The 20,403-nt window shown below is 62.9% G+C and carries 21 protein-coding genes; 11 read left to right on the top strand and 10 right to left on the bottom strand.

Annotated features, from left to right (window positions below):
- Positions 1-27: 27 nt before the first annotated feature.
- Positions 28-780 (bottom strand): thioesterase II family protein, encoded by a 753-nt coding sequence (locus ACVWZP_RS29605; RefSeq protein WP_017845801.1) that lies wholly within the window; start codon positions 778-780, stop codon positions 28-30.
- A 303-nt stretch (positions 781-1,083) separates the two neighbouring features.
- Between ACVWZP_RS29605 and ACVWZP_RS29600 the strand changes: the two genes are divergently transcribed.
- Complete coding sequence (locus ACVWZP_RS29600) at positions 1,084-1,635, top strand: RNA polymerase factor sigma-70 (RefSeq protein WP_017845800.1); 552 nt, start codon at positions 1,084-1,086, stop codon at positions 1,633-1,635.
- A 36-nt stretch (positions 1,636-1,671) separates the two neighbouring features.
- On the opposite strand, the gene ACVWZP_RS29595 is transcribed toward ACVWZP_RS29600, so the two are convergent.
- Together ACVWZP_RS29595 and ACVWZP_RS29590 are read right to left on the bottom strand one after the other, a co-directional pair.
- Positions 1,672-2,460, bottom strand: a complete 789-nt coding sequence (locus ACVWZP_RS29595; protein ID WP_079444439.1) for a substrate-binding periplasmic protein — start codon at positions 2,458-2,460, stop codon at positions 1,672-1,674.
- A gap of 92 nt (positions 2,461-2,552) precedes the next feature.
- A complete protein-coding gene (locus ACVWZP_RS29590; protein WP_046382540.1) occupies positions 2,553-3,176 on the bottom strand; it encodes a TetR/AcrR family transcriptional regulator in 624 nt (207 codons plus the stop codon).
- Between the two features lie 154 nt (positions 3,177-3,330).
- Between ACVWZP_RS29590 and ACVWZP_RS29585 the strand changes: the two genes are divergently transcribed.
- The 7 genes from ACVWZP_RS29585 to ppnP all read left to right on the top strand — a co-directional run bounded on the left by ACVWZP_RS29585 (position 3,331) and on the right by ppnP (position 12,105).
- Complete coding sequence (locus tag ACVWZP_RS29585) at positions 3,331-5,109, top strand: acyclic terpene utilization AtuA family protein (RefSeq protein ID WP_457370355.1); 1,779 nt, start codon at positions 3,331-3,333, stop codon at positions 5,107-5,109.
- Between the two features lie 75 nt (positions 5,110-5,184).
- Entirely contained in the window at positions 5,185-6,801 is a 1,617-nt protein-coding gene (gene atuC / locus ACVWZP_RS29580) for a geranyl-CoA carboxylase subunit beta (RefSeq protein WP_457370354.1), read from the top strand.
- Between the two features lie 507 nt (positions 6,802-7,308).
- On the top strand, positions 7,309-8,466 hold the full coding sequence (atuD, locus tag ACVWZP_RS29575) for a citronellyl-CoA dehydrogenase (RefSeq protein WP_457370353.1): 1,158 nt from the start codon (positions 7,309-7,311) through the stop codon (positions 8,464-8,466).
- Entirely contained in the window at positions 8,463-9,230 is a 768-nt protein-coding gene (locus ACVWZP_RS29570) for an enoyl-CoA hydratase/isomerase family protein (RefSeq protein WP_079444443.1), read from the top strand. Before atuD ends, ACVWZP_RS29570 begins: the two co-directional genes overlap by 4 nt.
- Positions 9,227-11,140, top strand: a complete 1,914-nt coding sequence (locus ACVWZP_RS29565; RefSeq protein WP_457370352.1) for an acetyl/propionyl/methylcrotonyl-CoA carboxylase subunit alpha — start codon at positions 9,227-9,229, stop codon at positions 11,138-11,140. The genes ACVWZP_RS29570 and ACVWZP_RS29565 overlap by 4 nt, the downstream gene beginning before the upstream one ends.
- A gap of 73 nt (positions 11,141-11,213) precedes the next feature.
- A complete protein-coding gene (locus tag ACVWZP_RS29560) occupies positions 11,214-11,756 on the top strand; it encodes an exonuclease domain-containing protein (protein ID WP_046382534.1) in 543 nt (180 codons plus the stop codon).
- 64 nt (positions 11,757-11,820) lie between these two features.
- Positions 11,821-12,105 carry a pyrimidine/purine nucleoside phosphorylase gene (gene ppnP, locus ACVWZP_RS29555; RefSeq protein WP_017849400.1) on the top strand — a complete coding sequence of 95 codons (285 nt, stop codon included), beginning with the start codon at positions 11,821-11,823 and terminating at the stop codon, positions 12,103-12,105.
- Between the two features lie 62 nt (positions 12,106-12,167).
- On the opposite strand, the gene ACVWZP_RS29550 is transcribed toward ppnP, so the two are convergent.
- Positions 12,168-12,974 carry an MOSC domain-containing protein gene (locus tag ACVWZP_RS29550; protein WP_046382533.1) on the bottom strand — a complete coding sequence of 269 codons (807 nt, stop codon included), beginning with the start codon at positions 12,972-12,974 and terminating at the stop codon, positions 12,168-12,170.
- A gap of 39 nt (positions 12,975-13,013) precedes the next feature.
- Positions 13,014-13,949, bottom strand: a complete 936-nt coding sequence (locus tag ACVWZP_RS29545) for a chemotaxis protein CheV (RefSeq protein WP_046382532.1) — start codon at positions 13,947-13,949, stop codon at positions 13,014-13,016.
- Between the two features lie 551 nt (positions 13,950-14,500).
- On the opposite strand from ACVWZP_RS29545, the gene ACVWZP_RS29540 reads away from it, so the two are divergent.
- The 3 genes from ACVWZP_RS29540 to ACVWZP_RS29530 all read left to right on the top strand — a co-directional run bounded on the left by ACVWZP_RS29540 (position 14,501) and on the right by ACVWZP_RS29530 (position 16,779).
- Positions 14,501-14,950, top strand: coding sequence for a hypothetical protein (locus ACVWZP_RS29540; RefSeq protein WP_169865368.1), 450 nt, complete (start codon positions 14,501-14,503; stop codon positions 14,948-14,950).
- A 279-nt stretch (positions 14,951-15,229) separates the two neighbouring features.
- Positions 15,230-16,123, top strand: coding sequence for a sensor histidine kinase (locus ACVWZP_RS29535; RefSeq protein ID WP_046382531.1), 894 nt, complete (start codon positions 15,230-15,232; stop codon positions 16,121-16,123).
- Entirely contained in the window at positions 16,120-16,779 is a 660-nt protein-coding gene (locus ACVWZP_RS29530) for a response regulator transcription factor (RefSeq protein WP_017849395.1), read from the top strand. Before ACVWZP_RS29535 ends, ACVWZP_RS29530 begins: the two co-directional genes overlap by 4 nt.
- Here ACVWZP_RS29530 and yegS read toward each other — a convergent pair.
- The 5 genes from yegS to ACVWZP_RS29505 form a co-directional block, all read right to left on the bottom strand.
- Positions 16,738-17,658 (bottom strand): lipid kinase YegS, encoded by a 921-nt coding sequence (gene yegS, locus ACVWZP_RS29525; protein WP_046382530.1) that lies wholly within the window; start codon positions 17,656-17,658, stop codon positions 16,738-16,740. The two genes, ACVWZP_RS29530 and yegS, sit on opposite strands and share 42 nt — an antisense overlap.
- A 173-nt stretch (positions 17,659-17,831) precedes the next feature.
- Positions 17,832-18,224, bottom strand: a complete 393-nt coding sequence (locus ACVWZP_RS29520; RefSeq protein ID WP_046382529.1) for a DUF2802 domain-containing protein — start codon at positions 18,222-18,224, stop codon at positions 17,832-17,834.
- Positions 18,225-18,707 carry a chemotaxis protein CheW gene (locus ACVWZP_RS29515; protein ID WP_017849392.1) on the bottom strand — a complete coding sequence of 161 codons (483 nt, stop codon included), beginning with the start codon at positions 18,705-18,707 and terminating at the stop codon, positions 18,225-18,227.
- Between the two features lie 80 nt (positions 18,708-18,787).
- Positions 18,788-19,579, bottom strand: a complete 792-nt coding sequence (locus ACVWZP_RS29510) for a CheW domain-containing protein (RefSeq protein WP_457370351.1) — start codon at positions 19,577-19,579, stop codon at positions 18,788-18,790.
- Entirely contained in the window at positions 19,579-20,367 is a 789-nt protein-coding gene (locus tag ACVWZP_RS29505; RefSeq protein ID WP_017849390.1) for a ParA family protein, read from the bottom strand. Before ACVWZP_RS29505 ends, ACVWZP_RS29510 begins: the two co-directional genes overlap by 1 nt.
- Positions 20,368-20,403 lie beyond the last annotated feature (36 nt).

Here is a 20,403-nt window from a genome sequence, read left to right as displayed (position 1 = left end):
TCGGCTTACGGGAAAATCGGGAAGGGTTCAGCCGGCGGTCAGTCGCCGCGCCGCGCCATTGCGCCAGCGCGCCAGGTGTTCCTCGGCGTAGCGCCGCACACAGCGCAGCACCGCGCTTTCGTGCTGCACCAGAAAGAAGTGGTGGCCGTCGAACAGGTCCAGGGAAAACCCGCTGGCGGCGTCTGCCTGCCAGTCGAGTAACTGGTCGGCGCGCACGCTGTCCTGCTTGCCGCCGAACACATGGATCGGCATGCCCAGCGGCTCGCGTCGGCCATAGGCGAAGCTGCCGCACAGCAGGAAGTCGGCGCGCAGGATCGGCAACATCAACTGCATCAATTCGCGGTTGGCCAGGGCTGCTTCGGCGGTGCCTTGCAGGTCGCGCAGGCGGGCGATCAGTTGCTCATCGGTCTTTTCGCGGGCGTACTCGCTGACGTCGCGCCGCGCCGGGCCGGCGGTGCCGGACGCAAACAGCGCCAGCGGCGCAGGCACGTTGCGCGCTTTGAGCGCGTGCGCCAGCTCGAACGCCAGCAGGCCGCCAAGGCTGTGGCCGAACAACGCGTAGGGGCCGTTCAGGTCACGACTGATTTCATCCGCCAACTGCGCGGCCAAGGCGCCGATGTCGCGTTGCAACGGCTCGTCCATCCGCATGCCACGCCCCGGCAACTCCAGCGGGCACACCTGCAACCAGTCCGGCAGAACACGCCGCCAACGCACGTACACCATGGCGCTGGCCCCCGAATAAGGCAGGCAGAACAGGCGCAGTCGAGTCGGTGCGCTCATCGCTCGACGCCCCCCACCTGAAACGCGCCGTATGCACGATAAAAACCCATCTTGCCCTCCTGCGGGTGCTGATCCTTGGCCGTTTTACCAACGAACCTGTCACCCAGAAGAACGGACGGCGCCGCCAAATAATTAGTCGTCGAGGACGAGCGAGACGGGGTTCACACCTTCAGCCCACGGACAAAATCAGTCAGACTTCTCATTTGACAATAATTATCATTCAGCATAATTTGTTGCCCGATGTGTAGGAGGCCTCAGCACGGACGCCCTCCCCTAACCTCTTTTGCGATCAAGGTGATTTCCATGACGGAACAAGTATCCACAGGCAGGTGCGACTCACCGCTGCTCCAGGCATTCGTCGATAATCGGCTGATTCTGGTAAAGATCGCAGCACGTATTACCGGCTGCCGCTCCCGGGCCGAAGACGTCGTGCAGGATGCCTACTTCCGGCTGCAATCGGCGCCGACGATCACCTCATCGTTCAAGGCGCAATTGAGTTATCTGTTCCAGATCGTGCGCAACCTGGCGATCGATCACTATCGCAAGCAGGCCCTGGAGCTCAAATATTCGGGGACCGAAGAGGAAGGCTTGAATGTGGTGATTCAGGGCGCGTCACCGGAAACTTCGCACATCAATTTCAACACCCTGGAGAACATCGCCGACGCCCTGACGGAACTGCCCCAGCGCACCCGCTATGCGTTCGAGATGTACCGTCTGCACGGCGTGCCGCAAAAGGACATCGCCAAGGAACTCGGCGTCTCGCCGACCCTGGTCAACTTCATGATTCGCGATGCGCTGGTGCATTGCCGCAAGGTGTCGGGCAGTCACAGCGATACATTTGCACGGCGGCTCTGAAACTCGCCCCGGCGCGAAGCCTGGTCTCCCGAAACCTCAGGGCACCGCCGTCACATCGATGCGATAGGGCTCGAATATCTTCAACAGCTCGCCGTCATCGCGCAAACGTTTGAGCAGGCCGGCAAACGCTGCGCTGCTGATCGGCGCCTTGGGCCGCAGCAACGCGTAGTGGTGGTACACCTGGTCGACGCGCTCCGAGATCAGGAACTGGGCGGCCATGTCGACGTTGCGCGCCAGAAAATCACTCAGGTACGAGCGGGTCACCAGGGCGATATCGGCGCGACCGCGCGCGACCATCAGCAGGTTACTGTCATGGGAGTAGGTCAACGTCGCGTTGAAGTGCTCGGCCATGAACTTGGGGTCGGCATTGAAGTTGGCGAAGGCGTAGTGATAACCGCTGAATACCGCCAGGCGCTTGCCGCCAAGGCTGGCGAAATAATTCTGGTCGCGATCGGGCTCACGCTGGGCGACGAAGATTTCGGCATCTTCCAGGCCCATGTCGACCGTGGTGTGAGGAATCTTCTGCCAGCCCCAGTCGGGGTTTTCGAAAATCGCCACGTCGACCCGGCCCTGCTCGAAATCGCGAAAGCGTCGCGGGATCGAGGTCGGCACCAACACGAACTGATAATCGGTTTGCGAGGCGTTCAGGGCTTCGACCAACTGCGGCAGCAATCCGGTGTCGGCGCCCTGCTCGGGGCGCACGGTGTACGGCGGAAAATGCGCAGCGCCGATCCTCACCAATTGCGCAGCCGAAGCCGGCATCCACGCAACGGTGCCCAGTGCCCATAAAGTAAGTCCTGCAGCCAGTCGCCATGGCGAAAACATTAAGGCACACACCGTTTAACCTGCTGATGGCAATAAGCTAGGCGTTTTTGTCTGGCGAGACAACTTCCACCGGAAAATTAATAGCTTGCGCCTCAATCAGCCTTCAAAACCATCAACAACGCCTCTTCGGCCAACTGCTCGAGGGTCAAGCTGCCCTCGGCGCGGAACCAAGTGGTGGTCCAGGACAAGGCACCGGTGAGGAAGCGCCGGGCGATAAACACATCCCCCTTGATATAGCCGGCGGCCTTGGCCTCGCCCAGCACCTGCAGCCAGATCGCTTCATAGACATCACGCAAGGCCAGCACCTGGGCCTGGCCCTCGGCCGACAGCGAACGCCACTCGTACACCAACACCGCCATGGCTTCGCCGCTGCCGCCCATGATCGACTGCAATTCGCAGCGAATCAGCGCCAGCACGCGCTCGCGCACCGTGCTCGCCTCTTCCAGCGACGCACGCATCAGCGCAGTGTTGTAGCGGATGGTTTCTTCCATCACCGCGCGCAGGATCTCGTCCTTGCTCTTGAAGTGATGAAAGATGCTGCCGGACTGGATGCCCACGGCACCGGCCAGGTCGCGCACGGTGGTGCGCTCGAAGCCCTTGTTGCGAAACAGGTGAGCCGCGGTTTGCAGCAACTTGCCCCGGGCACTGTCGGGGTCGGTCAATTGGCCGCCGTCGACCATGGCGCGCATCACCCGCAGGGCTTTGTGCTCATCCATGCTGCTCTCCTTTACGTCTGCTGACATCTTGGCCGGCAATTTAGGCCGTGCCTGCCAGCCAAGCAAGCGCTTGGCTGAAAACTTGTGTCCGGAGTTTACAAACCAAGCGCTTGCTTGGTAGTCTCGTCTCCAGCCATTCGAGGAAGGATTTCTCATGAGCAAGACGGTTCGCATCGGCTGCGCCAGCGCCTTCTGGGGCGACACCTGCACCGCCGCCGCCCAGTTGGTACACGGCGGCAAGCTGGACTATCTGGTGTTCGACTACCTGGCGGAAGTCACGATGTCGATCCTCGCCGCTGCGCGGATCAAAGATCCCCAGGCCGGCTACGCCACGGACTTTGTCGAGGTGCTGTCGCCGCTGCTGGCCGAGATCCAACGCCAGGGCATCCGCGTGATCAGCAACGCGGGGGGCATCCACCCCCAGGCCTGCGCCGCCGCCCTGCAAGCGGCCTGCGACGCGGCGCAACTGCCGCTGAAAATCGCCGTGCTGCTGGGCGATGACCTGCAGCCCCAACTCAAACACCTGCGCGGCAGCGTCGACATGTTCAACGGCGCGCCGCTGCCGCCGCTGTGCGTGTCCGCCAATGCCTACCTCGGCGCGCCGGGCATTGTCCGCGCGCTTGAGCTGGGGGCGGATATCGTCATCACCGGGCGGGTGGTCGACAGCGCGGTGGTCAGCGCCGCGTTGGTGCATGAATTCAACTGGTCATGGCAGGACTACGACCGCCTCGCCCAGGCCGCCCTGGCCGGGCATATCATCGAATGCGGCGCGCAGTGTACCGGCGGCAACTTCACCGACTGGCGCGACGTGCCGGATTACGAGCACATCGGTTTTCCCATCGTCGACGTCAGCGCCGACGGCCAGTTCACCGTGAATAAAGTCGCGGGCAGCGGCGGGTTGATCAGCGAGCTGAGCGTGGCCGAACAACTGCTCTACGAAATCGGCGACCCGCGCGCCTACTTGCTGCCCGATGTGATCTGCGATTTCAGCCAGGTCAAATTGCAGCAGCAAGGCAAACACAGTGTGCGTCTGCACGGTGCCAAGGGTTTGCCGCCGACCGCTCAATACAAGGTCAGCGCCACTTACCCGGATGGTTTTCGCTGCACCGCCAGTTGCCTGATCGCCGGGATCGACGCGGTGGCCAAGGCCGAGCGGGTCGCCCAGGCGATTATCGACAAGACGTCGGAGCTGTTCAGGCAGCGCGGTTGGGCGCCCTACACCGAGGTGAATATCGAACTGCTCGGCAGCGAAGCCACCTACGGCGCGCATGCCCGACGCCGGGACTGCCGCGAAGTGGTGGTGAAGTTGGCGGTGCGCCACCCGAGCAAGCCGGCGCTGGTGCTGTTCGCCCGCGAAATCGCCCAGGCCGCCACCGGCATGGCGCCGGGGCTGACCGGCATCGTCGGCGGGCGGCCGACGGTGTATCCGTTGATTCGACTGTTTTCGTTCCTGATCAATAAATCGTCCTGTGAGCTGGCGATTGATTTGCAGGGTGAACGCCACGCTTGCGCGCTTCCGGCCAGCCACGCACTGGGCACGCCGGCCGCCGCCCTCGAACCGCCCAAACCCCAAGGCCGCGCCGATGCCAGCGTGCCCCTGGTGAAACTCGCGGTGGCCCGTTCCGGCGACAAGGGCAACCACAGCAACATCGGGGTGATTGCCCGCGACCCGGCGTACCTGCCGTGGATCGCCGAAGCCCTGACCCCGGCCGTGGTCGTCGACTGGATGGGCCACGTGCTCGACCCGGTCCACGGTCGCGTCGAACGCTGGTACCTGCCCGGCAGCCACAGCCTCAACTTCCTGCTGGAAAACGCCTTGGGCGGCGGCGGCATCGCCAGCCTGCGCATCGACCCGCAGGGCAAGGCGTTTGCCCAGCAGTTGCTGGAAATCCCCATCGCCGTGCCGCAGCACATCGCCGATCAACTCACGTAAAGGAGCGTTGCCGTGGCCTTCGACTCGATCTTCAAAGCCGACCAGCCGGATGTCCTCAAAGGGAAGTCATAAACCATGCCGGTGATCGAAACCCTGATTGACGCCCACAGCCCAGACTTTGTGCGCAACCGCGAAGCGCTGCTGGCGAGCCTGCAGCAACTGCGCCTGTTGGAGCAGAACCTGTTGAGCAAGGCGCAGGAAGCCAAGCCCAAGTTCGACAAACGCGGGCAATTGCTGCCGCGTGAACGCCTCAACCTGCTGCTGGACCCTGGCGCGCCGTTCCTGGAACTGGCCAGCCTGGCCGGCTACAAACTCCATGACGACAAGGACGGCAGCGCCGCCGGCGGCGGGTTGATCGCCGGCATCGGTTACGTCAGCGGCGTGCGCGTGCTGGTGGTGGCGAATAACAGCGCGATCAAGGGCGGCACCATTTCCCCCACGGGCCTGAAGAAATCCCTGCGCCTGCAACAGATCGCGATGGAAAACCAACTGCCGGTGGTGACCCTCGCCGAAAGCGGCGGCGCCAACCTCAACTACGCGGCGGAGATTTTCGTCGAAGGCGCGCGCAGCTTCGCCAACCAGGCGCGCATGTCGGCCATGGGCTTGCCGCAGATCACCGTGGTCCACGGCTCGGCCACGGCGGGCGGCGCGTATCAGCCGGGGCTGTCGGATTACGTGGTGGTGGTGCGCGGCAAGGCCAAGCTGTTCCTGGCCGGCCCGCCGCTGCTCAAGGCCGCGACCGGCGAAGTCGCCACCGATGAAGCACTGGGCGGCGCCGAGATGCACGCGCAAATCGCCGGCACCGCGGAATACCTGGCGGAAAACGATGCCGACGGGGTGCGGATCGTGCGCGAAATCGTCAGCCTGCTGCCGTGGAACGAGCGCCTGCCGTCGATGCCCAAACGCACGTATGCCGAGCCGCTGTACCCCATCGACGAACTGCTCGGGCTGATCCCCGACGACCCGAAAAAACCCTACGACGTCCGCGAAATCCTCGCACGCCTGGCCGATGGTTCGAACTTCCTCGAGTTCAAGGGCGAGTTCGACGCACATACCGTGTGCGGCCACCTGCACATCCAGGGCCGCGCCGTCGGCGTGATCGGCAATAACGGCCCGATCACGCCCAAGGGCGCCTGCAAGGCCGCGCAATTCATCCAACTGTGCGACCAGAGCCGCACGCCGCTGCTGTTCCTGCACAACACCACCGGCTTTATGGTCGGCACCGAGGCGGAACAGCAAGGCGTGATCAAGCACGGCGCGAAGATGATCCAGGCGGTGACCAATGCCCGTGTGCCCAAACTCACCGTGGTGGTCGGCGGCTCCTACGGCGCCGGCAACTACGCCATGTGCGGCCGCGGCCTCGACCCGCGCTTCATCTTCGCCTGGCCCAACAGCCGCACCGCCGTGATGGGCGGCGCCCAGGCCGGCAAAGTGCTGCGCATCGTCACCGAAGCCAAACAACGGAAAGACGGCCTGACCCCCGACCCCAAGATGCTCGACATGCTGGAACAAGTCACCGCACAAAAACTCGACAGCCAATCCACCGCACTGTACGGCAGTGCAAACCTATGGGATGACGGCCTGATCGACCCACGGGATACCCGCACGTTATTGGGGTTCCTACTCGATATCTGCCAGGAAGCCGACATGCGGACGTTGCAACCGAACAGCTTTGGCGTAGCACGGCTCTAAAGTCATCAAGACAACAAAACCCTGCTGTTGCTCTGCTTTTGCTCTGCTTTTGATCTTGATCTTGATCTTAGGCGCCCCGTCAAACCACGCTGGCCGAACGCAGGCTTGAATCCGTGGGTAACCCGGCAGGACGCCGGGTTAGCCGTCCTGGGCCAGGGATGGCCCATGACGGCGGCCCACGGATTCAAGCCTGCGTTCGGGCACACCGAGCCTAGGCGAGGTGCCGAGTGGTGGGGCAAGAGCCCTTTTGGTTACTTTTGGGGCTCTTTTCCAAAAGTGACCCGCTGTAAGAGCGGAACCCATAGCAGCCGTTACCAAAGAAACGGATATGTACTCAACCCAAAAAAATGGTCGGCCAAGAGGCCGCCATCGGGGGCAAGCCCCCTCCCACATTTGGAGCGAGGTGAGCCCATTGGATATCTACCCGCTGTAAAACCGCCAGCAAACCAGCTCCCACAGATGGAGCCATGCACACCCGAAGAACGCCCACACGGAGAACAATAAAAAATGATCTTCACCCAGGAACACCAGGCACTGCGCCGCACCGTCCGCGCCTTCGTCGACCGCGAGATCAACCCCCACGTCGACGAATGGGAAAAAGCCGGCCGCTTCCCCATCCACGATATCTTGCGCAAGGCCGGCGACCTCGGCCTGCTGGGCATCTCCAAACCCGAGCAATTCGGCGGCATGGGCCTGGACTACAGCTACTCCATCGTCGCCGCCGAAGAATTCGGCAGCATCCGCTGCGGCGGCATCCCCATGTCCATCGGCGTACAGACCGACATGTGTACCCCCGCCCTCGCCCGCTTCGGCTGCGACGCACTGCGCGAAGAATTCCTGCGCCCGGCGATCAGCGGCGAGCAAGTCGGTTGCATCGGCGTCTCGGAAGCCGGCGCCGGTTCCGATGTGGCCGGGCTGAAGACCCAGGCACGCAAGGACGGCGACGACTACGTGATCGACGGCAGCAAAATGTGGATCACCAACTCGCCGAGCGCCGACTTCATGTGCCTGCTGGCCAACACCTCCGACGACAAGCCGCACCTCAACAAGTCGCTGATCATGGTGCCGATGAACACACCGAGGATCAGCGTCAGCCCGCCCTTGGAAAAACTCGGCATGCACAGCTCCGAGACCGCCCAGGTGTTCTTCGACGGCGTGCGTGTGCCGCAACGCAACCGCATCGGCCATGAAGGCGCGGGGTTCATGATGCAGATGCTGCAATTCCAGGAAGAACGCCTGTTTGGCGCGGCCAATATGATCAAGGGCCTGGAGTCCTGCATCGACAGCACGATCGAATACTGCAAGGAGCGCCAGACCTTCGGCAAAGCGCTGATCGACAATCAGGTGATTCACTTTCGCCTGGCCGAACTGGCCACCGAAATCGAATGCCTGCGCGCCCTGGTCTACCAGGCCACCGAGCAGTACATCAAAGGCCAGGACGTGACGCGCCTGGCCTCCATGGCCAAGCTCAAGGCCGGGCGGCTGGGCCGCGAAGTCAGCGACAGTTGCCTGCAATACTGGGGCGGCATGGGCTTTATGTGGGACAACCCGGTGGCCCGCGCCTATCGCGATATGCGCCTGGTGTCGATTGGCGGCGGCGCCGACGAAATCATGCTGGGCATCATCTGCAAACTGATGGGCACCCTGCCGGGGAAAAAACCATGAACACCCTGCTGCTCGAACCCCATAACGGGGTGCTGCACATCACCCTCAACCGTCCGCAAAGCCGCAACGCGATGAGCCTGGAGATGGTCAATGAACTGCGCGCGGTGCTGGCGCAGTTGGACGATCAGGTGCGCGCGCTGGTGATCAGCGGCGCGGCCGGGCATTTCTGCGCCGGGGCGGACGTGAAAGACCTGCTCGGCGCCAGCGACAAGGCGCAATTGCAGGCGCTGAACCGCGCGTTCGGCACCTTGCTGCAGGAAGTTGAAGCCGTGCCCCAAGTGGTGATCGTGGTGCTGCAAGGCGCGGTGCTGGGCGGTGGCTTTGGTTTGGCGTGCGTCAGTGATATTGCGCTGGCTGATCACCAGGCGCAGTTCGGCTTGCCCGAGACCAGCCTGGGCTTGCTGCCGGCGCAGATCGCGCCGTTTGTGGTCAAGCGCATCGGTCTGACGCACGCGCGCCGGCTGGCGCTGACGGCGGCGCGGTTCGACGGGGTCGAGGCTGAGCGCTTGGGCGTGGTGCATTTTGTCGAGCGCGATCCGCAGGCGTTGGCCGAACGCCTGGATGAAGTGCTGGGCCAGGTATTGCGTTGCGCGCCGGCGGCGAATGGGCGGACCAAGGCCTTGCTGCTGGCCAGCGCGGAGCAACCGCTGGGGCCGTTGCTGGATCAGGCCGCCGCGTGGTTCGCCGAGGCGGCGACGGGCGAAGAAGGGATCGAAGGCACCCAGGCCTTTGTGCAACAGCGCAAGCCACGGTGGGCCGAATGAACAAGATCCTGATCGCCAACCGCGGCGAAATCGCCTGCCGCATCCAGCGCACCGCCCAGGCCTTGGGCTATCGCACCGTAGCGGTCTACAGCGACGCCGACGCCCAGGCTGCGCACGTGCAGATGGCCGACGAAGCCGTGAATATCGGCCCGGCGCCGGTGCAGCAGTCCTACCTGAATATCCCGGCGATTCTCAGCGCAGCCCAACGCACCGGTGCCGACGCGGTCCACCCCGGTTATGGCTTTCTCTCTGAAAACCCCGATTTCACCCGCGCCTGCATAAACGCCGGGCTGACCTTCATCGGCCCCAGCGTCGAGGCCATCGAACTGATGGGCAGCAAGCGCCGGTCCAAACTCGCCATGCTCGAGGCCGGTGTCCCGTGCGTCGCCGGCTACCAAGGCAGCGCCCAGGACGACGCCACGTTGCAAATAGAAGCTGAACGCATCGGCTTCCCGCTGATGATCAAGGCCAGTGCCGGCGGCGGCGGCCGAGGTATGCGCCTGGTGCATCAGCGCGAACACCTGCAAGAGCAACTGCGCAGCGCCCGCTCCGAAGCCCTGAATGCATTCGGCAGTGACGAACTGATCCTGGAACAGGCGCTGATCGAACCGCGCCACGTCGAAATCCAGCTGTTCGGCGACAGCCACGGCAACCTGATCCACCTCGGCGAACGCGACTGCTCGGTCCAGCGCCGCCATCAGAAAATCATTGAAGAGGCGCCCTGCCCGGTGATGACCCCGGCCCTGCGCCAGGCCATGGGCGACGCGGCGCTGAAGGCCGGGCGTGCGGTGAATTACGTCGGTGCCGGGACGGTGGAGTTCCTGCTCGACCGCGACGGCCGGTTCTACTTCCTGGAGATGAACACTCGCCTGCAAGTCGAACACCCGGTCACCGAACTGATCAGCGGCCTCGATCTGGTCGACTGGCAACTGCAAATTGCCGCCGGCCAACCGCTGCCGTTACAGCAAGCGCAGGTCAGCCTCAGCGGCCACGCCATGGAAGTGCGCCTGTACGCCGAAGACCCGGCCCAGGGCTTTCTGCCGCAAACCGGTGCGGTGTTGCGCTGGGAACCGGCCGCGGGCGTGCGGGTCGACCACGGGGTTCTCGAAGGTCAGCGCATCAGCCCGTTCTATGACCCGCTGCTCGGCAAGATCGTCGCCCATGGCGCCACCCGCGAGGAGGCGCGGCGCAAGCTGCTGCGCGCCGTGGAGGACACGGTGCTGCTGGGCGTGGCGAGCAACCAGCAGCTGTTGACCGACCTGCTCAAGCACCCGAAGTTTATCCACGGCGACTTCAGCACCGCGTTGATCGCCGAACACTTCAGCGAGATCCGCCGCCCCCGCGCATCCGCCGAACAGCTGGCCCTGGCCGCCGCGCTGTTTTATCAACACAGCGCTCAGGCCCATGCCCCGGCCTTATCAGGGTGGCGCAACGGCGCTGACGTGCCGTGGAGCTATCAGTTGGCCGTCGACGATGCGGTCCAGGACATCACGGTCAGCGTCCTCGCCGACCATCACCTGCAGGCCAACGGCATCGACATCCGCCACCTCAGCAGCGACGGCCGCTGGGCCACCGCAGTGATCAACGGCATCCGCCGCCGCAGTGCCTACCACCTCGACGGTGCCCAGCTGTGGCTACCGGGCGTGAGCGTGACCAACCGCAACCACCACGTTGCCAACCGCCAGCCCCCAACCGGCGGCGGCAGGGTCGAGGCGCCGATGGACGGCGCCATCGTCGATGTGCGCGTGCGCGCCGGTGAACGCGTCACTCAGGGGCAACTGCTGCTGGTGCTCGAAGCGATGAAAATGGAGCATCCGCTGAAGGCCGGCATCGACGGTGTGGTCAAGGCCGTGCAGGTCATGGCCGGCGATCAGGTGCGCAATCGCCAGGTGTTGCTGGAGATCGAATAAAGCCTGGGCGGAACTACGCGGCCGGGCTACGCTCTATCCCCATCAGGACGGGAAGAGTACGGGAACCTGCACGATGCCTCATTGGCTGATTATTGACCTTGAAGCCACAACGGATGACGGCGGCTGGCCCGTGACGGAGATGGAAGTCATCGAGATCGGCGCAAGCCTGGTCAACCGCCAGGGCCGCGAGTTGGATCATTTCCAGCGTTTTGTGCGACCGCAGCGGCGTCCATTGCTGACGCCCTTCTGCCGCAAGCTGACCCATATCACCCAGGCGAACATGGACAGCGCCGCGCCTTTCGGCGATGTGTGGGCGCTGTTCGAGCGCTGGCTGGGCCAGCATCAGGCACACCTGGAAGGTTGGGCCAGCTGGGGCGACTACGATCGCCAGCAGCTCGAGCTGGAGTGGCAGCGCCATGGCCTGAGCAGCGCGCTGGCCCAAACGCCCCATATCAACCTCAAGCAACGCTTCGCCAAGGCCCGGCGCCTGGACAAGCCAACGGGGCTCAATAGCGCCCTGCAATTGGCGGGAATGCAGTTCAATGGCCAGCAACACCGGGCGCTGGAAGATGCGCGCAACACCGCACGCCTGTTACCGCTGATTTTGCCGGTCTAGGCAGCTCCCTTGCCCTTGGGCATACTGGTCGACCTTTCCAGACCCTTTTTCCGAGGATTCGCCCATGTTTAAAGTCAACGAGTACTTCGACGGCACCGTCAAGTCGATCGCTTTCGGCACCGCAGAAGGTCCGGCGACCATCGGCGTCATGGCCCCGGGTGAATACGAATTCGGCACCGCCCAGCGTGAAATCATGCACGTGGTATCCGGCGCCCTGACCGTCAAGCTGCCCGACAGCAGCACCTGGGAAACCTTCGCCGCCGGCAGCCTGTTCCACGTTCCGGCCAACAGCAAGTTCCAGCTGAAGGTCGCCGTGGACACCGCTTACCTGTGCGAATACCGCGGCTAAGCAATTCCCGCGCGAAAAAAATGCCCGTCTCGCAGGAGACGGGCATTTTTTTTGGGGGCGCATTATTCGAGGACAGTCACCGGCATGCCCACTTCCAGGCGGCCCACGCCATCGTTGACCAGGTTCTGGCCGAACATCGCGCCGTCTTCGGTCTTGCGATAGGCCTCCAGCGTCACGAACGGTTCGCGGTCGGCACTGCGCTCGCCGGTCTGCGGGTCGATGGTGGTCAGAATGCAGCGTGAGCACGGCTTGACCACACGAAACTCGACATCGCCGATGCGCAGGCGTTTCCAGCCGTCTTCGGCGAACGCATCGCCACCGTCGATCACCAGGTTGGGGCGAAAGCGCAGCATTTCCATGGGCCGACCGACGTGCCGGGACAGGTCGTCCAGGGAGGCCTGGCCGATCAGCAGCAACGGGTAACCGTCGGCGAACGCGACCTGATCATCGTCCTTGCCATAACCGGCTTGTGTGGTGCGCGCGCGCTCCAGCGGGATGTGGACCAGCCGCGTCGGCTTGCCGATAAAGTCGCTGACCCAGGCGGCGGCGGCATCGCCCGCATCCGGCACGCGCAAGGTGTCGCGCCAGATGGTCACACCGCGCAGTTCAGCCTCGCTGCCGGGCAACGCCACGTCCAGCGCTGCGTAGCCAGGCGAACTGAGGGTCAGGCCACCGCTGCGGTTCCACAGCGCCGACAGCTGGCTCATCGTCGCCACGGCGCGCTGCGTCAAAAAACGCCCGCTGGCTTCGTCCACCAGCATCCAGCGTCGATCGCCATCCAACCCGAGCTTGTCCAGGCCGATCTGCTGCAACGTTTCGGCCTTGCCGGATTTCAAAGGGTAACGGTACAGCGCGCTGAGACGGAGCATGAGCCTGCATTCCTGAGGGGCAAAACCGTCACCCTAAGGTCAAGCCGGCGCTTCGTCCAGCATCAGTCGCTGACGCACCACATCCACCAGCTTGTCCGGCTGGAATTTGGACAGGAAGTTATCGCACCCGACCTTCTTCACCATCGACTCGTTGAAACTGCCCGACAGCGAGGTGTGCAGCACCACGTACAGCTCACGCAGGCGTGGGTCATTGCGGATCTCGGTGGTCAGGCGGTAGCCGTCCATCTCAGGCATTTCGGCGTCGGTGAAGATCATCAGCAATTTGTCGGTCATCACCTGGCCGCTGTCGGCCCAGGCCTTGAGCATGTTCAGCGCCTTGAGGCCGTCACTGGCGATGTGCATCTTCACGCCCAACTGGCCCAGGGTGTCGCGCAACTGCGACAGCGCGACATTGGAGTCGTCCACCAGCAGCACTTCACGGCCACGGGCGCGCTCCAGTATCGGGTCATCGAGTTTATCGCGGGAGACCTTGGCGTTGTATGGCACGATCTCGGCGAGGACTTTTTCCACGTCGATGATTTCCACCAACTGGTCATCGACCTTGCTGATGGCCGTGAGGTAGTGCTGGCGCCCGGCGCTGGTCGGCGGCGGCAGGATGGCTTCCCAGTTCATGTTGACGATGCGATCGACGCCGCCCACCAGGAACGCCTGCACCGAGCGGTTGTACTCGGTGACGATGATGGTGCTGTTGGGCCCCGGCACCAGCGGGCGCATGCCGATGGCCTGGGACAGGTCGATCACCGGCAGGGTCTGGCCCCGCAGGTTGACCACGCCGCACACAAACGGGTGGCGCTGAGGCATCAGGGTCAGCTTGGGCAGTTGCAAGACCTCCTGCACCTTGAACACGTTGATCGCGAACAGCTGCCGCCCGGCCAGGCGAAACATGAGAATCTCCAGGCGATTCTCACCCACCAATTGTGTGCGTTGATCTACCGTGTCGAGAATGCCGGCCATTAAAAGCTCCTGATATGCGCGCAGGTCGCGCTAAGGGATTATGCGGTTCGCTAAGCTTGTTATCGGCGGCAAGCGCCAGACCTTGACCCCTGTAAAATGCCACGCAAATCCATTGATGTCACACTGACATCATGCTTTACTGCACAGGCCTTTTCATTGGGCAGAATAGCAACATTGCGCGACATTCAAATCGGCGCAAGGTTCCGCTGCGTAAGGGATTCCCCTAGGCACAATCAGGCCCAACCTGATATTCGCGATATCTAATTGCCATTAATGTGACGCCATTCTCATTGCATGAATGGAGTCAGGCTTTTGTTTGCCATCGTAAGCCCAAGGCCCGCGGGCCTTCCGGACACTCACCTGTCGGCAATCGAAGTTGCGCAATCGGCCCCGATGACGAGGGCAGTGCGCGCCTCGCATGATCATTCAAATAAACGTCCTACTAAAGTCTCAGAAGCGCCCTACAGATTTCAGTCATCTTTCAGCGGTAGTTTTACGCTATTCACGCAGTGCGACATCTCATCGCCCGACCGTATGCTGTGGAGACTTGCATGATGAATAGCGCGAACGAGTGGCAAACCACACTTCCCGAATTCCTGCTAGAGGCCGAAAAGCTGCTGAGAAAGTCGGAAGAGTGCTTGAGCCATCTGCATTTGATTCGTAATGACAGCGATGCCATCGACTGCATGAAGTTCAGCCTCACGGCGCTCGCCGAAAAGGCCGATGATCTGGCTCTGCAGGCGATCAGCGAGTTCTCGCGACATATCCAGGACCTGATTGCCAACGCGCAGAGCCCTTTGCAACTGCACGATCAGGCCCTCGATGCCTTGAACAACTGCCTGACGTTACTGGCGTGGCAACTGGAGTTGATCGACACCCGCACCGGTGAGTTGAGCCTGGATGAAAGTGAACAAACCTCACTGATTGCGACGGTCACTCTCCAGATCCCGCAGAAGGACTTCACCAATAAGCCGCAGCAGCGTCTGCACCACGTTTCATGAATGACTGCGCCGTTAAGCACTAAGGTGTCGCTTTCACCCAGCGTCTTGCCCAAAAACGACAAGAATAACTAATGTGCCCTGCAATAAGTGGCGACAACCAAGTTGCCCGCGCTATAAAGCCAATCCATACAAAACAACCGCCAACATATAACTATTCTTAATAGGCATGCCCCCACACCGTGCAAATGACGCCTGGCGACCAACGGTAAGCAAAGTGGTACCATGCCGCCCTCGAAGTGACCTAACGTCATGATGCATAAAACGTGAAAAGCATCCGCTATGTACGCCAGCCTCAAGTCACTCCTCGTCAAATCCGCTTCCCGCAGCAATGCCCGTCGACTGGTTCTCGTGTTGTGCCTGTGCTCACTGCTGCTGGGGCTGTGGGCCTACGCTCGCTCCACGCCCTTGCCATTGATGGTGTTGCTGATCAACGTGGCCACCCTGGTGCTGGTGGGCCTGCGGCAGTGGAACTCACGTAAATCGATCAAGTTCCAGCCCCAGGAACTGGCCGATCGCCTGCTGCAAGTCCAGGAAAACGAGCGGCACCGCCTCAGCCGAGAGCTGCACGACGATATCGGCCAATTGCTCACCGCCGCCAAGCTGCAAAGCGAATGGCTCAAGCGCCGCCTGCCGGAAGACCTGCAGGGCCAATGCACAGTGCTGTGCAACACCCTGAACGAGACCTTGGCCAAGGTGCGCGACGTGTCCGCCATTCTCAACCCGCGTCAGTTGGCCAGCCTGGGCCTGGAAGCCAGCCTGCGCGCGCACCTGCTCAAGACCCTGGGAAACACCTCGATTCATTGGAGCCTGGAATGCCAGCAACGGCTGACCGGCATTCCCGAAGAAATGGCCGTGGCCGCTTTTCGCATCACCCAGGAAGCGGTGACCAACATGCTGCGCCATGCCCAGGCGCAAAACCTGCTGGTTCGCCTGCAACGCCTGCCCCAGGGCCTGTCGCTGTTTATCAGTGATGACGGCCAGGGCTTTTCGCCCGCCAGCAACCCAGGCCTGGAAGGCCAACGGGGCATGGCGGGCATGTCCGAGCGGATTGATCAACTGGGGGGCACCTTGTCCGTCAGCAGCCAGCCAGGCAAAGGCACGCGGATCGACGCACTTTTCCCCTGGGCGCCGCGCGCCCTCGAACGGGCCAGTCCCCTGAAGGTTCTCGAGTGACCCGCACTTTACTCCTGGTGGATGACCACGCACTGATCAGGGCCGGCGTCCGCGCGCTGGTCCTGGACATTCCCGGCTACACGGTGATTGGCGAAGCCAGCGATGGCGCGCAGGTGCTGGAAACATTCAGCGCCCTGCTGCCGGATATCGTGCTGCTGGACCTGTCGATGAAACACACCGGCGGCCTGGATGCGTTGCACCAGCTCAAGACGGCCTACCCCAAAAGCAAGGTGCTGATCCTGTCGATGCACACCGACCCGGAGCTGATCATGCGAGCCCTGGAGGCCGGCGCCCATGGCTACCTGCTCAAGGACACCAGCGCCAACGAACTGGAGCAGGCACTGCTGGCGCTGAGCAATGACGAGCGCTACCTGAGCCCGGCGATTGCCCACACCGTGATCAGCCAGGCGCTGGTACGCAATCAGGCCCCGTCCTCCCCGGTCGTCCACAACCACAACCTCACCGCTCGCCAGTTGGAAATCCTGCGCCTGGTGGTGCGTGGCAAATCCACCCGGGAAATCGCCCACGGCCTCGGGTTGAGCATCAAGACCGTGGAAGCCCACCGCTCGCAAATCATGAAGCGCCTGCAGATTTTCGACGTGGCGGGCCTGGTGTTATTTGCCGTGCGCGAGCAGATCATCAGCCTGGACGACTAAGGGCGAACCCGGCGGCAGATGGACGCGCAGGGCCTTGGGCACGACCTCGAAATGCAGGTCATCGCCTTGCAGCGGTTCGCCATCCAGGTTGATATACAAACCTTGCGCCACCTTGATCTTGACCCATGGCAGGCGCGCGCGGACAAACATGGTGTCCAGGCCCCAGCCATTGTTCATCAGTTCACGCAGGGTGCCGACCACTTCCTGGGGGGCCGGCAAAATGCTGATGTCCAGCAGCCCATCGTCCGCCAGTGCGTCGGGGCACAGCACATGCCCACCGCCGGCCTGGCGGCCATTGCCGATGCCCAGCGCGAGCAGCTCGCCTTTCCAATGGAAATCCGGGCCTTCCAGCTCGCCATACGCGGCCTTCAACTCACTGAAGCGCGACAAGCCGGTGAACAGATAAGCCGCGCCGCCCAGCACTTTCTTCAGTTCTTCGGAGGTATTGGCGGTGACCTGGCTGCCGAAGCCGCCAGTGGCCATGTTGAGGAATACTTGCCCGCCGACGCGGCCGAGATCGATCGCCCTGGCCGGCACATCCAGCAACGCCAGGGCCTGATCGGGCTGCAGCGGCACACCGGCGGCGCGGGCAAAATCATTGGCGGTGCCCAACGGCATCAGCACCAGGCTCGCGTCGGTCCCGGCCTGGGCCATCGCCTCGGCCACATCGCGCAAGGTGCCGTCACCGCCGCCGGCAATGATGTGCGTGTACCCGCCGTCCAGGGCCTCGTTGACCAGCCGCTGCGCGTCGCCGCCCTCCCACGTCACCCGCACCGCCAGCTCCCAGCCCTGCTCACGCCGAGCCAGCACCGCAGCGCGCACGTCCTCGTTGAGGGCTTGCTTGCCGTGGAGGATCAACAGGGCTTTGTGGGTGGTCATGGGGGGAGCTCTCCTGGGGTCAAAGGTGCTTGAAGGATGTTGACCTTTGAGGAGATAAAAAAAGCCATCGGGTTTGCAATTTAATTGGCCAGGGGCGACGCCAGGCTGCTTTCCTGTAAGCGCGGGCAAGCCAGCGCCTACAGTTGGATCGCTAGATACCCATCAGCGCGCAATCAGCTTTTGTGCAACTTACTCATCAACTGCGCCTCAGCCTGGGTCAAGCCGCACGACTGCGTCAGCTCATCCACGGTCGCGCCCATGCCGACCAGCTTCGCCGCCTGGGCAAAAGACAGGCTGGACGGGTCACGCTGTTCAATCTGCGCCAGCTTGTCCGGCAACGGCCCGAGGATCGCGCGCAGTTCATGCACCTCATCCCCGACCCGCACCGCACTTTGCTGGAAGTGATCGACGCGCTTGGCCAACTCCACCACGCGCCGGTCACGCACGGCATCGCGTTCGGCCTGTTGCACCACCCACTCGCGTTGCTGGCGCACATAGCGCAGCAAAAACGCCAACGTCCCGGCCCACAACAGGGCCAGGACGATCACCGCGGCTTCAAGGAACAATCAGATGTTCTCCAGATCCGACCATTCTTCTTCGCTCATCATTTTGTCCAGCTCGACCAGAATCAGCAGTTCGCCGTTCTTGTTGCAGACGCCCTGGATGAACTTGGCCGACTCTTCGTTACCCACGTTCGGCGCGGTTTCCACTTCCGATTGGCGCAGGTAAACCACTTCGGCCACGCTGTCGACCATGATCCCGACCACCTGCTTGTCTGCCTCGATGATGACGATGCGGGTGTTGTCATTGACTTCGGTCGGTATCAGACCGAAACGCTGGCGGGTGTCGATCACCGTCACCACGTTGCCGCGCAGGTTGATGATGCCCAGCACGTAGCTTGGCGCACCCGGAACCGGAGCGATTTCGGTGTAGCGCAGCACTTCCTGCACGCGCATGACGTTGATGCCGTAGGACTCGTTGTCCAGTTTGAAGGTAACCCATTGCAGGATCGGATCATCCAAACCTTGTGCGGACGCTGACTTATTCATACCCCTGACCCCTTCAAATGCCGTTGGACACGGCGTGTGTGCTTCTTTGGCCGCACAACCGTGCGGCCGATCTTGTTCAATTAACTGCGTTGCTGGCCCGGCATCGACTTGACCGCGCCGCTGGCGATCAACTCGGCCAGTTCGGCGACGTCGAGCAACGCGCACATGTGTTCGATCACGGTGCCCGCCAACCAAGGGCGCTGGCCCCGTTGGCTGCGCCATTTGATTTCATTCGGGTCCAGGCGCAACGAGCGGCTGACTTGATGCACGGCCAGCCCCCACTCGTAGCCTTGCACCGAAATCACGTATTGCAAGCCCTGGCGGAAATCATCGCGGTAGCGGTCGGGCATCACCCAGCGCGCGGTGTCCAGCACCTTGAGGTTGCCGGCCGGCAGGATGCCGAGGAACCACTCCGGTTGCCCGAACAACGGTGTCAGCTCCTGGCCTTCCAGGGAATAGATCGAGCCCAGGCACACCAGCGGCACCGCCAGGGTCAACCCGGCGACGTCGAACAGCAGGCATTCGAACGGCTCGGCGGCCCACGCCGGGCGGCCGTCGCCGGTGACCGGCGGCGGCGTGATGCTCGGCGGCAGGTGGACTTCAACCACCGGCTCGACCACCACGGGTGCGACCGGCACAGGCGCAACCACGACCGGTGGACTCGGCACCATCACCTGCGCATCACGCGCCTGTTCTTCCAGCACCGCCAACTGGAATTCATCCAGTGTGCTTTGTGCGTCTACGGCGGGTTCGAGGACCAGCAGCGGTTCCGGCAGTTCTTCCTCGGTCGCGTCCTGCAGCAAGGCATCCAGGTAGGATTCCAGTGCCAGTTGCGGCCGCGTCTTGACCTTGAGTTCGACAGGACGGTTCATCACGCCACCTGCGCCACAAGCTGTTGCGACAGCAGGTGCTTGAGCAGCGCGCGGTACGCCAGCACGCCGCGACTTTTACCGTCGAACTGCGAAGGGGTCAGGCCGGCGCGGCTGGCGTCGCGCAGGCGCGTGTCCACCGGGATATAGCCCTGCCAGATGGTGTCCGGGTAGGCATCGCGCAGTACGCGCAAGGTGCCGAGGGACGCCTGGGTGCGGCGGTCGAACAACGTCGGCACGATGCTGAACGGCAGCGCCTGTTTGCGTGAGCGGTTGATCATCGCCAGGGTGCTGACCATGCGTTCCAGGCCCTTGACCGCGAGGTGCTCGGTCTGCACCGGGATCACCAACTGCTGGCTGGCCGCCAAGGCGTTGACCATCAGCACGCCGAGCAACGGCGGGCTGTCGATGATCGCGTAGTCGAAGTCCTGCCACAGTTGCGCCAGGGTCTTGGCGATCACCAGGCCCAGGCCGCTCTGCCCAGGCGACTGGCGCTCAAGGGTGGCCAGGGCGGTGCTCGACGGCAGCAGGGAAATGCTTTCATTGCTGGTGGGCAGCAGCAGTTGCCCGGGCAGATCGCTCGGCACGCTGCCCTTGTGCAGGAACAGGTCGTAGCAGCTGTGCTCCAGCGCGTCCGGGTCGTAGCCGAAATAGCTGGTCATCGAGCCGTGGGGGTCCAGGTCGACCACGACCACGCGCTTGCCCGCCTCGGCCAGCAAGCCGGCTAAGGCGATGGAGGTGGTGGTCTTGCCGACTCCACCTTTTTGATTGGCAACTGCCCAGACTCTCATTCGGTTGATTCCTCCCGGCGGGCACAGGCGCGACCG

The organism is Pseudomonas sp. TE36184 (genome assembly GCF_054060055.1).
The sequence above is the reverse complement of the archived record's forward strand: the minus strand, read 5'-3'. Positions and strand labels throughout refer to the sequence as shown.

Bases quoted from the DNA above. Each gene is read 5' to 3' on its own strand.
- ACVWZP_RS29605 (WP_017845801.1), bottom strand. From the start codon at position 780: ATGAGCGCACCGACTCGACTGCGCCTGTTCTGCCTGCCTTATTCGGGG.
- ACVWZP_RS29600 (WP_017845800.1), top strand. From the start codon at position 1,084: ATGACGGAACAAGTATCCACAGGCAGGTGCGACTCACCGCTGCTCCAG.
- ACVWZP_RS29595 (WP_079444439.1), bottom strand. From the start codon at position 2,460: ATGTTTTCGCCATGGCGACTGGCTGCAGGACTTACTTTATGGGCACTG.
- ACVWZP_RS29590 (WP_046382540.1), bottom strand. From the start codon at position 3,176: ATGGATGAGCACAAAGCCCTGCGGGTGATGCGCGCCATGGTCGACGGC.
- ACVWZP_RS29585 (WP_457370355.1), top strand. From the start codon at position 3,331: ATGAGCAAGACGGTTCGCATCGGCTGCGCCAGCGCCTTCTGGGGCGAC.
- atuC (WP_457370354.1), top strand. From the start codon at position 5,185: ATGCCGGTGATCGAAACCCTGATTGACGCCCACAGCCCAGACTTTGTG.
- atuD (WP_457370353.1), top strand. From the start codon at position 7,309: ATGATCTTCACCCAGGAACACCAGGCACTGCGCCGCACCGTCCGCGCC.
- ACVWZP_RS29570 (WP_079444443.1), top strand. From the start codon at position 8,463: ATGAACACCCTGCTGCTCGAACCCCATAACGGGGTGCTGCACATCACC.
- ACVWZP_RS29565 (WP_457370352.1), top strand. From the start codon at position 9,227: ATGAACAAGATCCTGATCGCCAACCGCGGCGAAATCGCCTGCCGCATC.
- ACVWZP_RS29560 (WP_046382534.1), top strand. From the start codon at position 11,214: ATGCCTCATTGGCTGATTATTGACCTTGAAGCCACAACGGATGACGGC.
- ppnP (WP_017849400.1), top strand. From the start codon at position 11,821: ATGTTTAAAGTCAACGAGTACTTCGACGGCACCGTCAAGTCGATCGCT.
- ACVWZP_RS29550 (WP_046382533.1), bottom strand. From the start codon at position 12,974: ATGCTCCGTCTCAGCGCGCTGTACCGTTACCCTTTGAAATCCGGCAAG.
- ACVWZP_RS29545 (WP_046382532.1), bottom strand. From the start codon at position 13,949: ATGGCCGGCATTCTCGACACGGTAGATCAACGCACACAATTGGTGGGT.
- ACVWZP_RS29540 (WP_169865368.1), top strand. From the start codon at position 14,501: ATGATGAATAGCGCGAACGAGTGGCAAACCACACTTCCCGAATTCCTG.
- ACVWZP_RS29535 (WP_046382531.1), top strand. From the start codon at position 15,230: ATGTACGCCAGCCTCAAGTCACTCCTCGTCAAATCCGCTTCCCGCAGC.
- yegS (WP_046382530.1), bottom strand. From the start codon at position 17,658: ATGACCACCCACAAAGCCCTGTTGATCCTCCACGGCAAGCAAGCCCTC.
- ACVWZP_RS29515 (WP_017849392.1), bottom strand. From the start codon at position 18,707: ATGAATAAGTCAGCGTCCGCACAAGGTTTGGATGATCCGATCCTGCAA.
- ACVWZP_RS29510 (WP_457370351.1), bottom strand. From the start codon at position 19,579: ATGAACCGTCCTGTCGAACTCAAGGTCAAGACGCGGCCGCAACTGGCA.
- ACVWZP_RS29505 (WP_017849390.1), bottom strand. From the start codon at position 20,367: ATGAGAGTCTGGGCAGTTGCCAATCAAAAAGGTGGAGTCGGCAAGACC.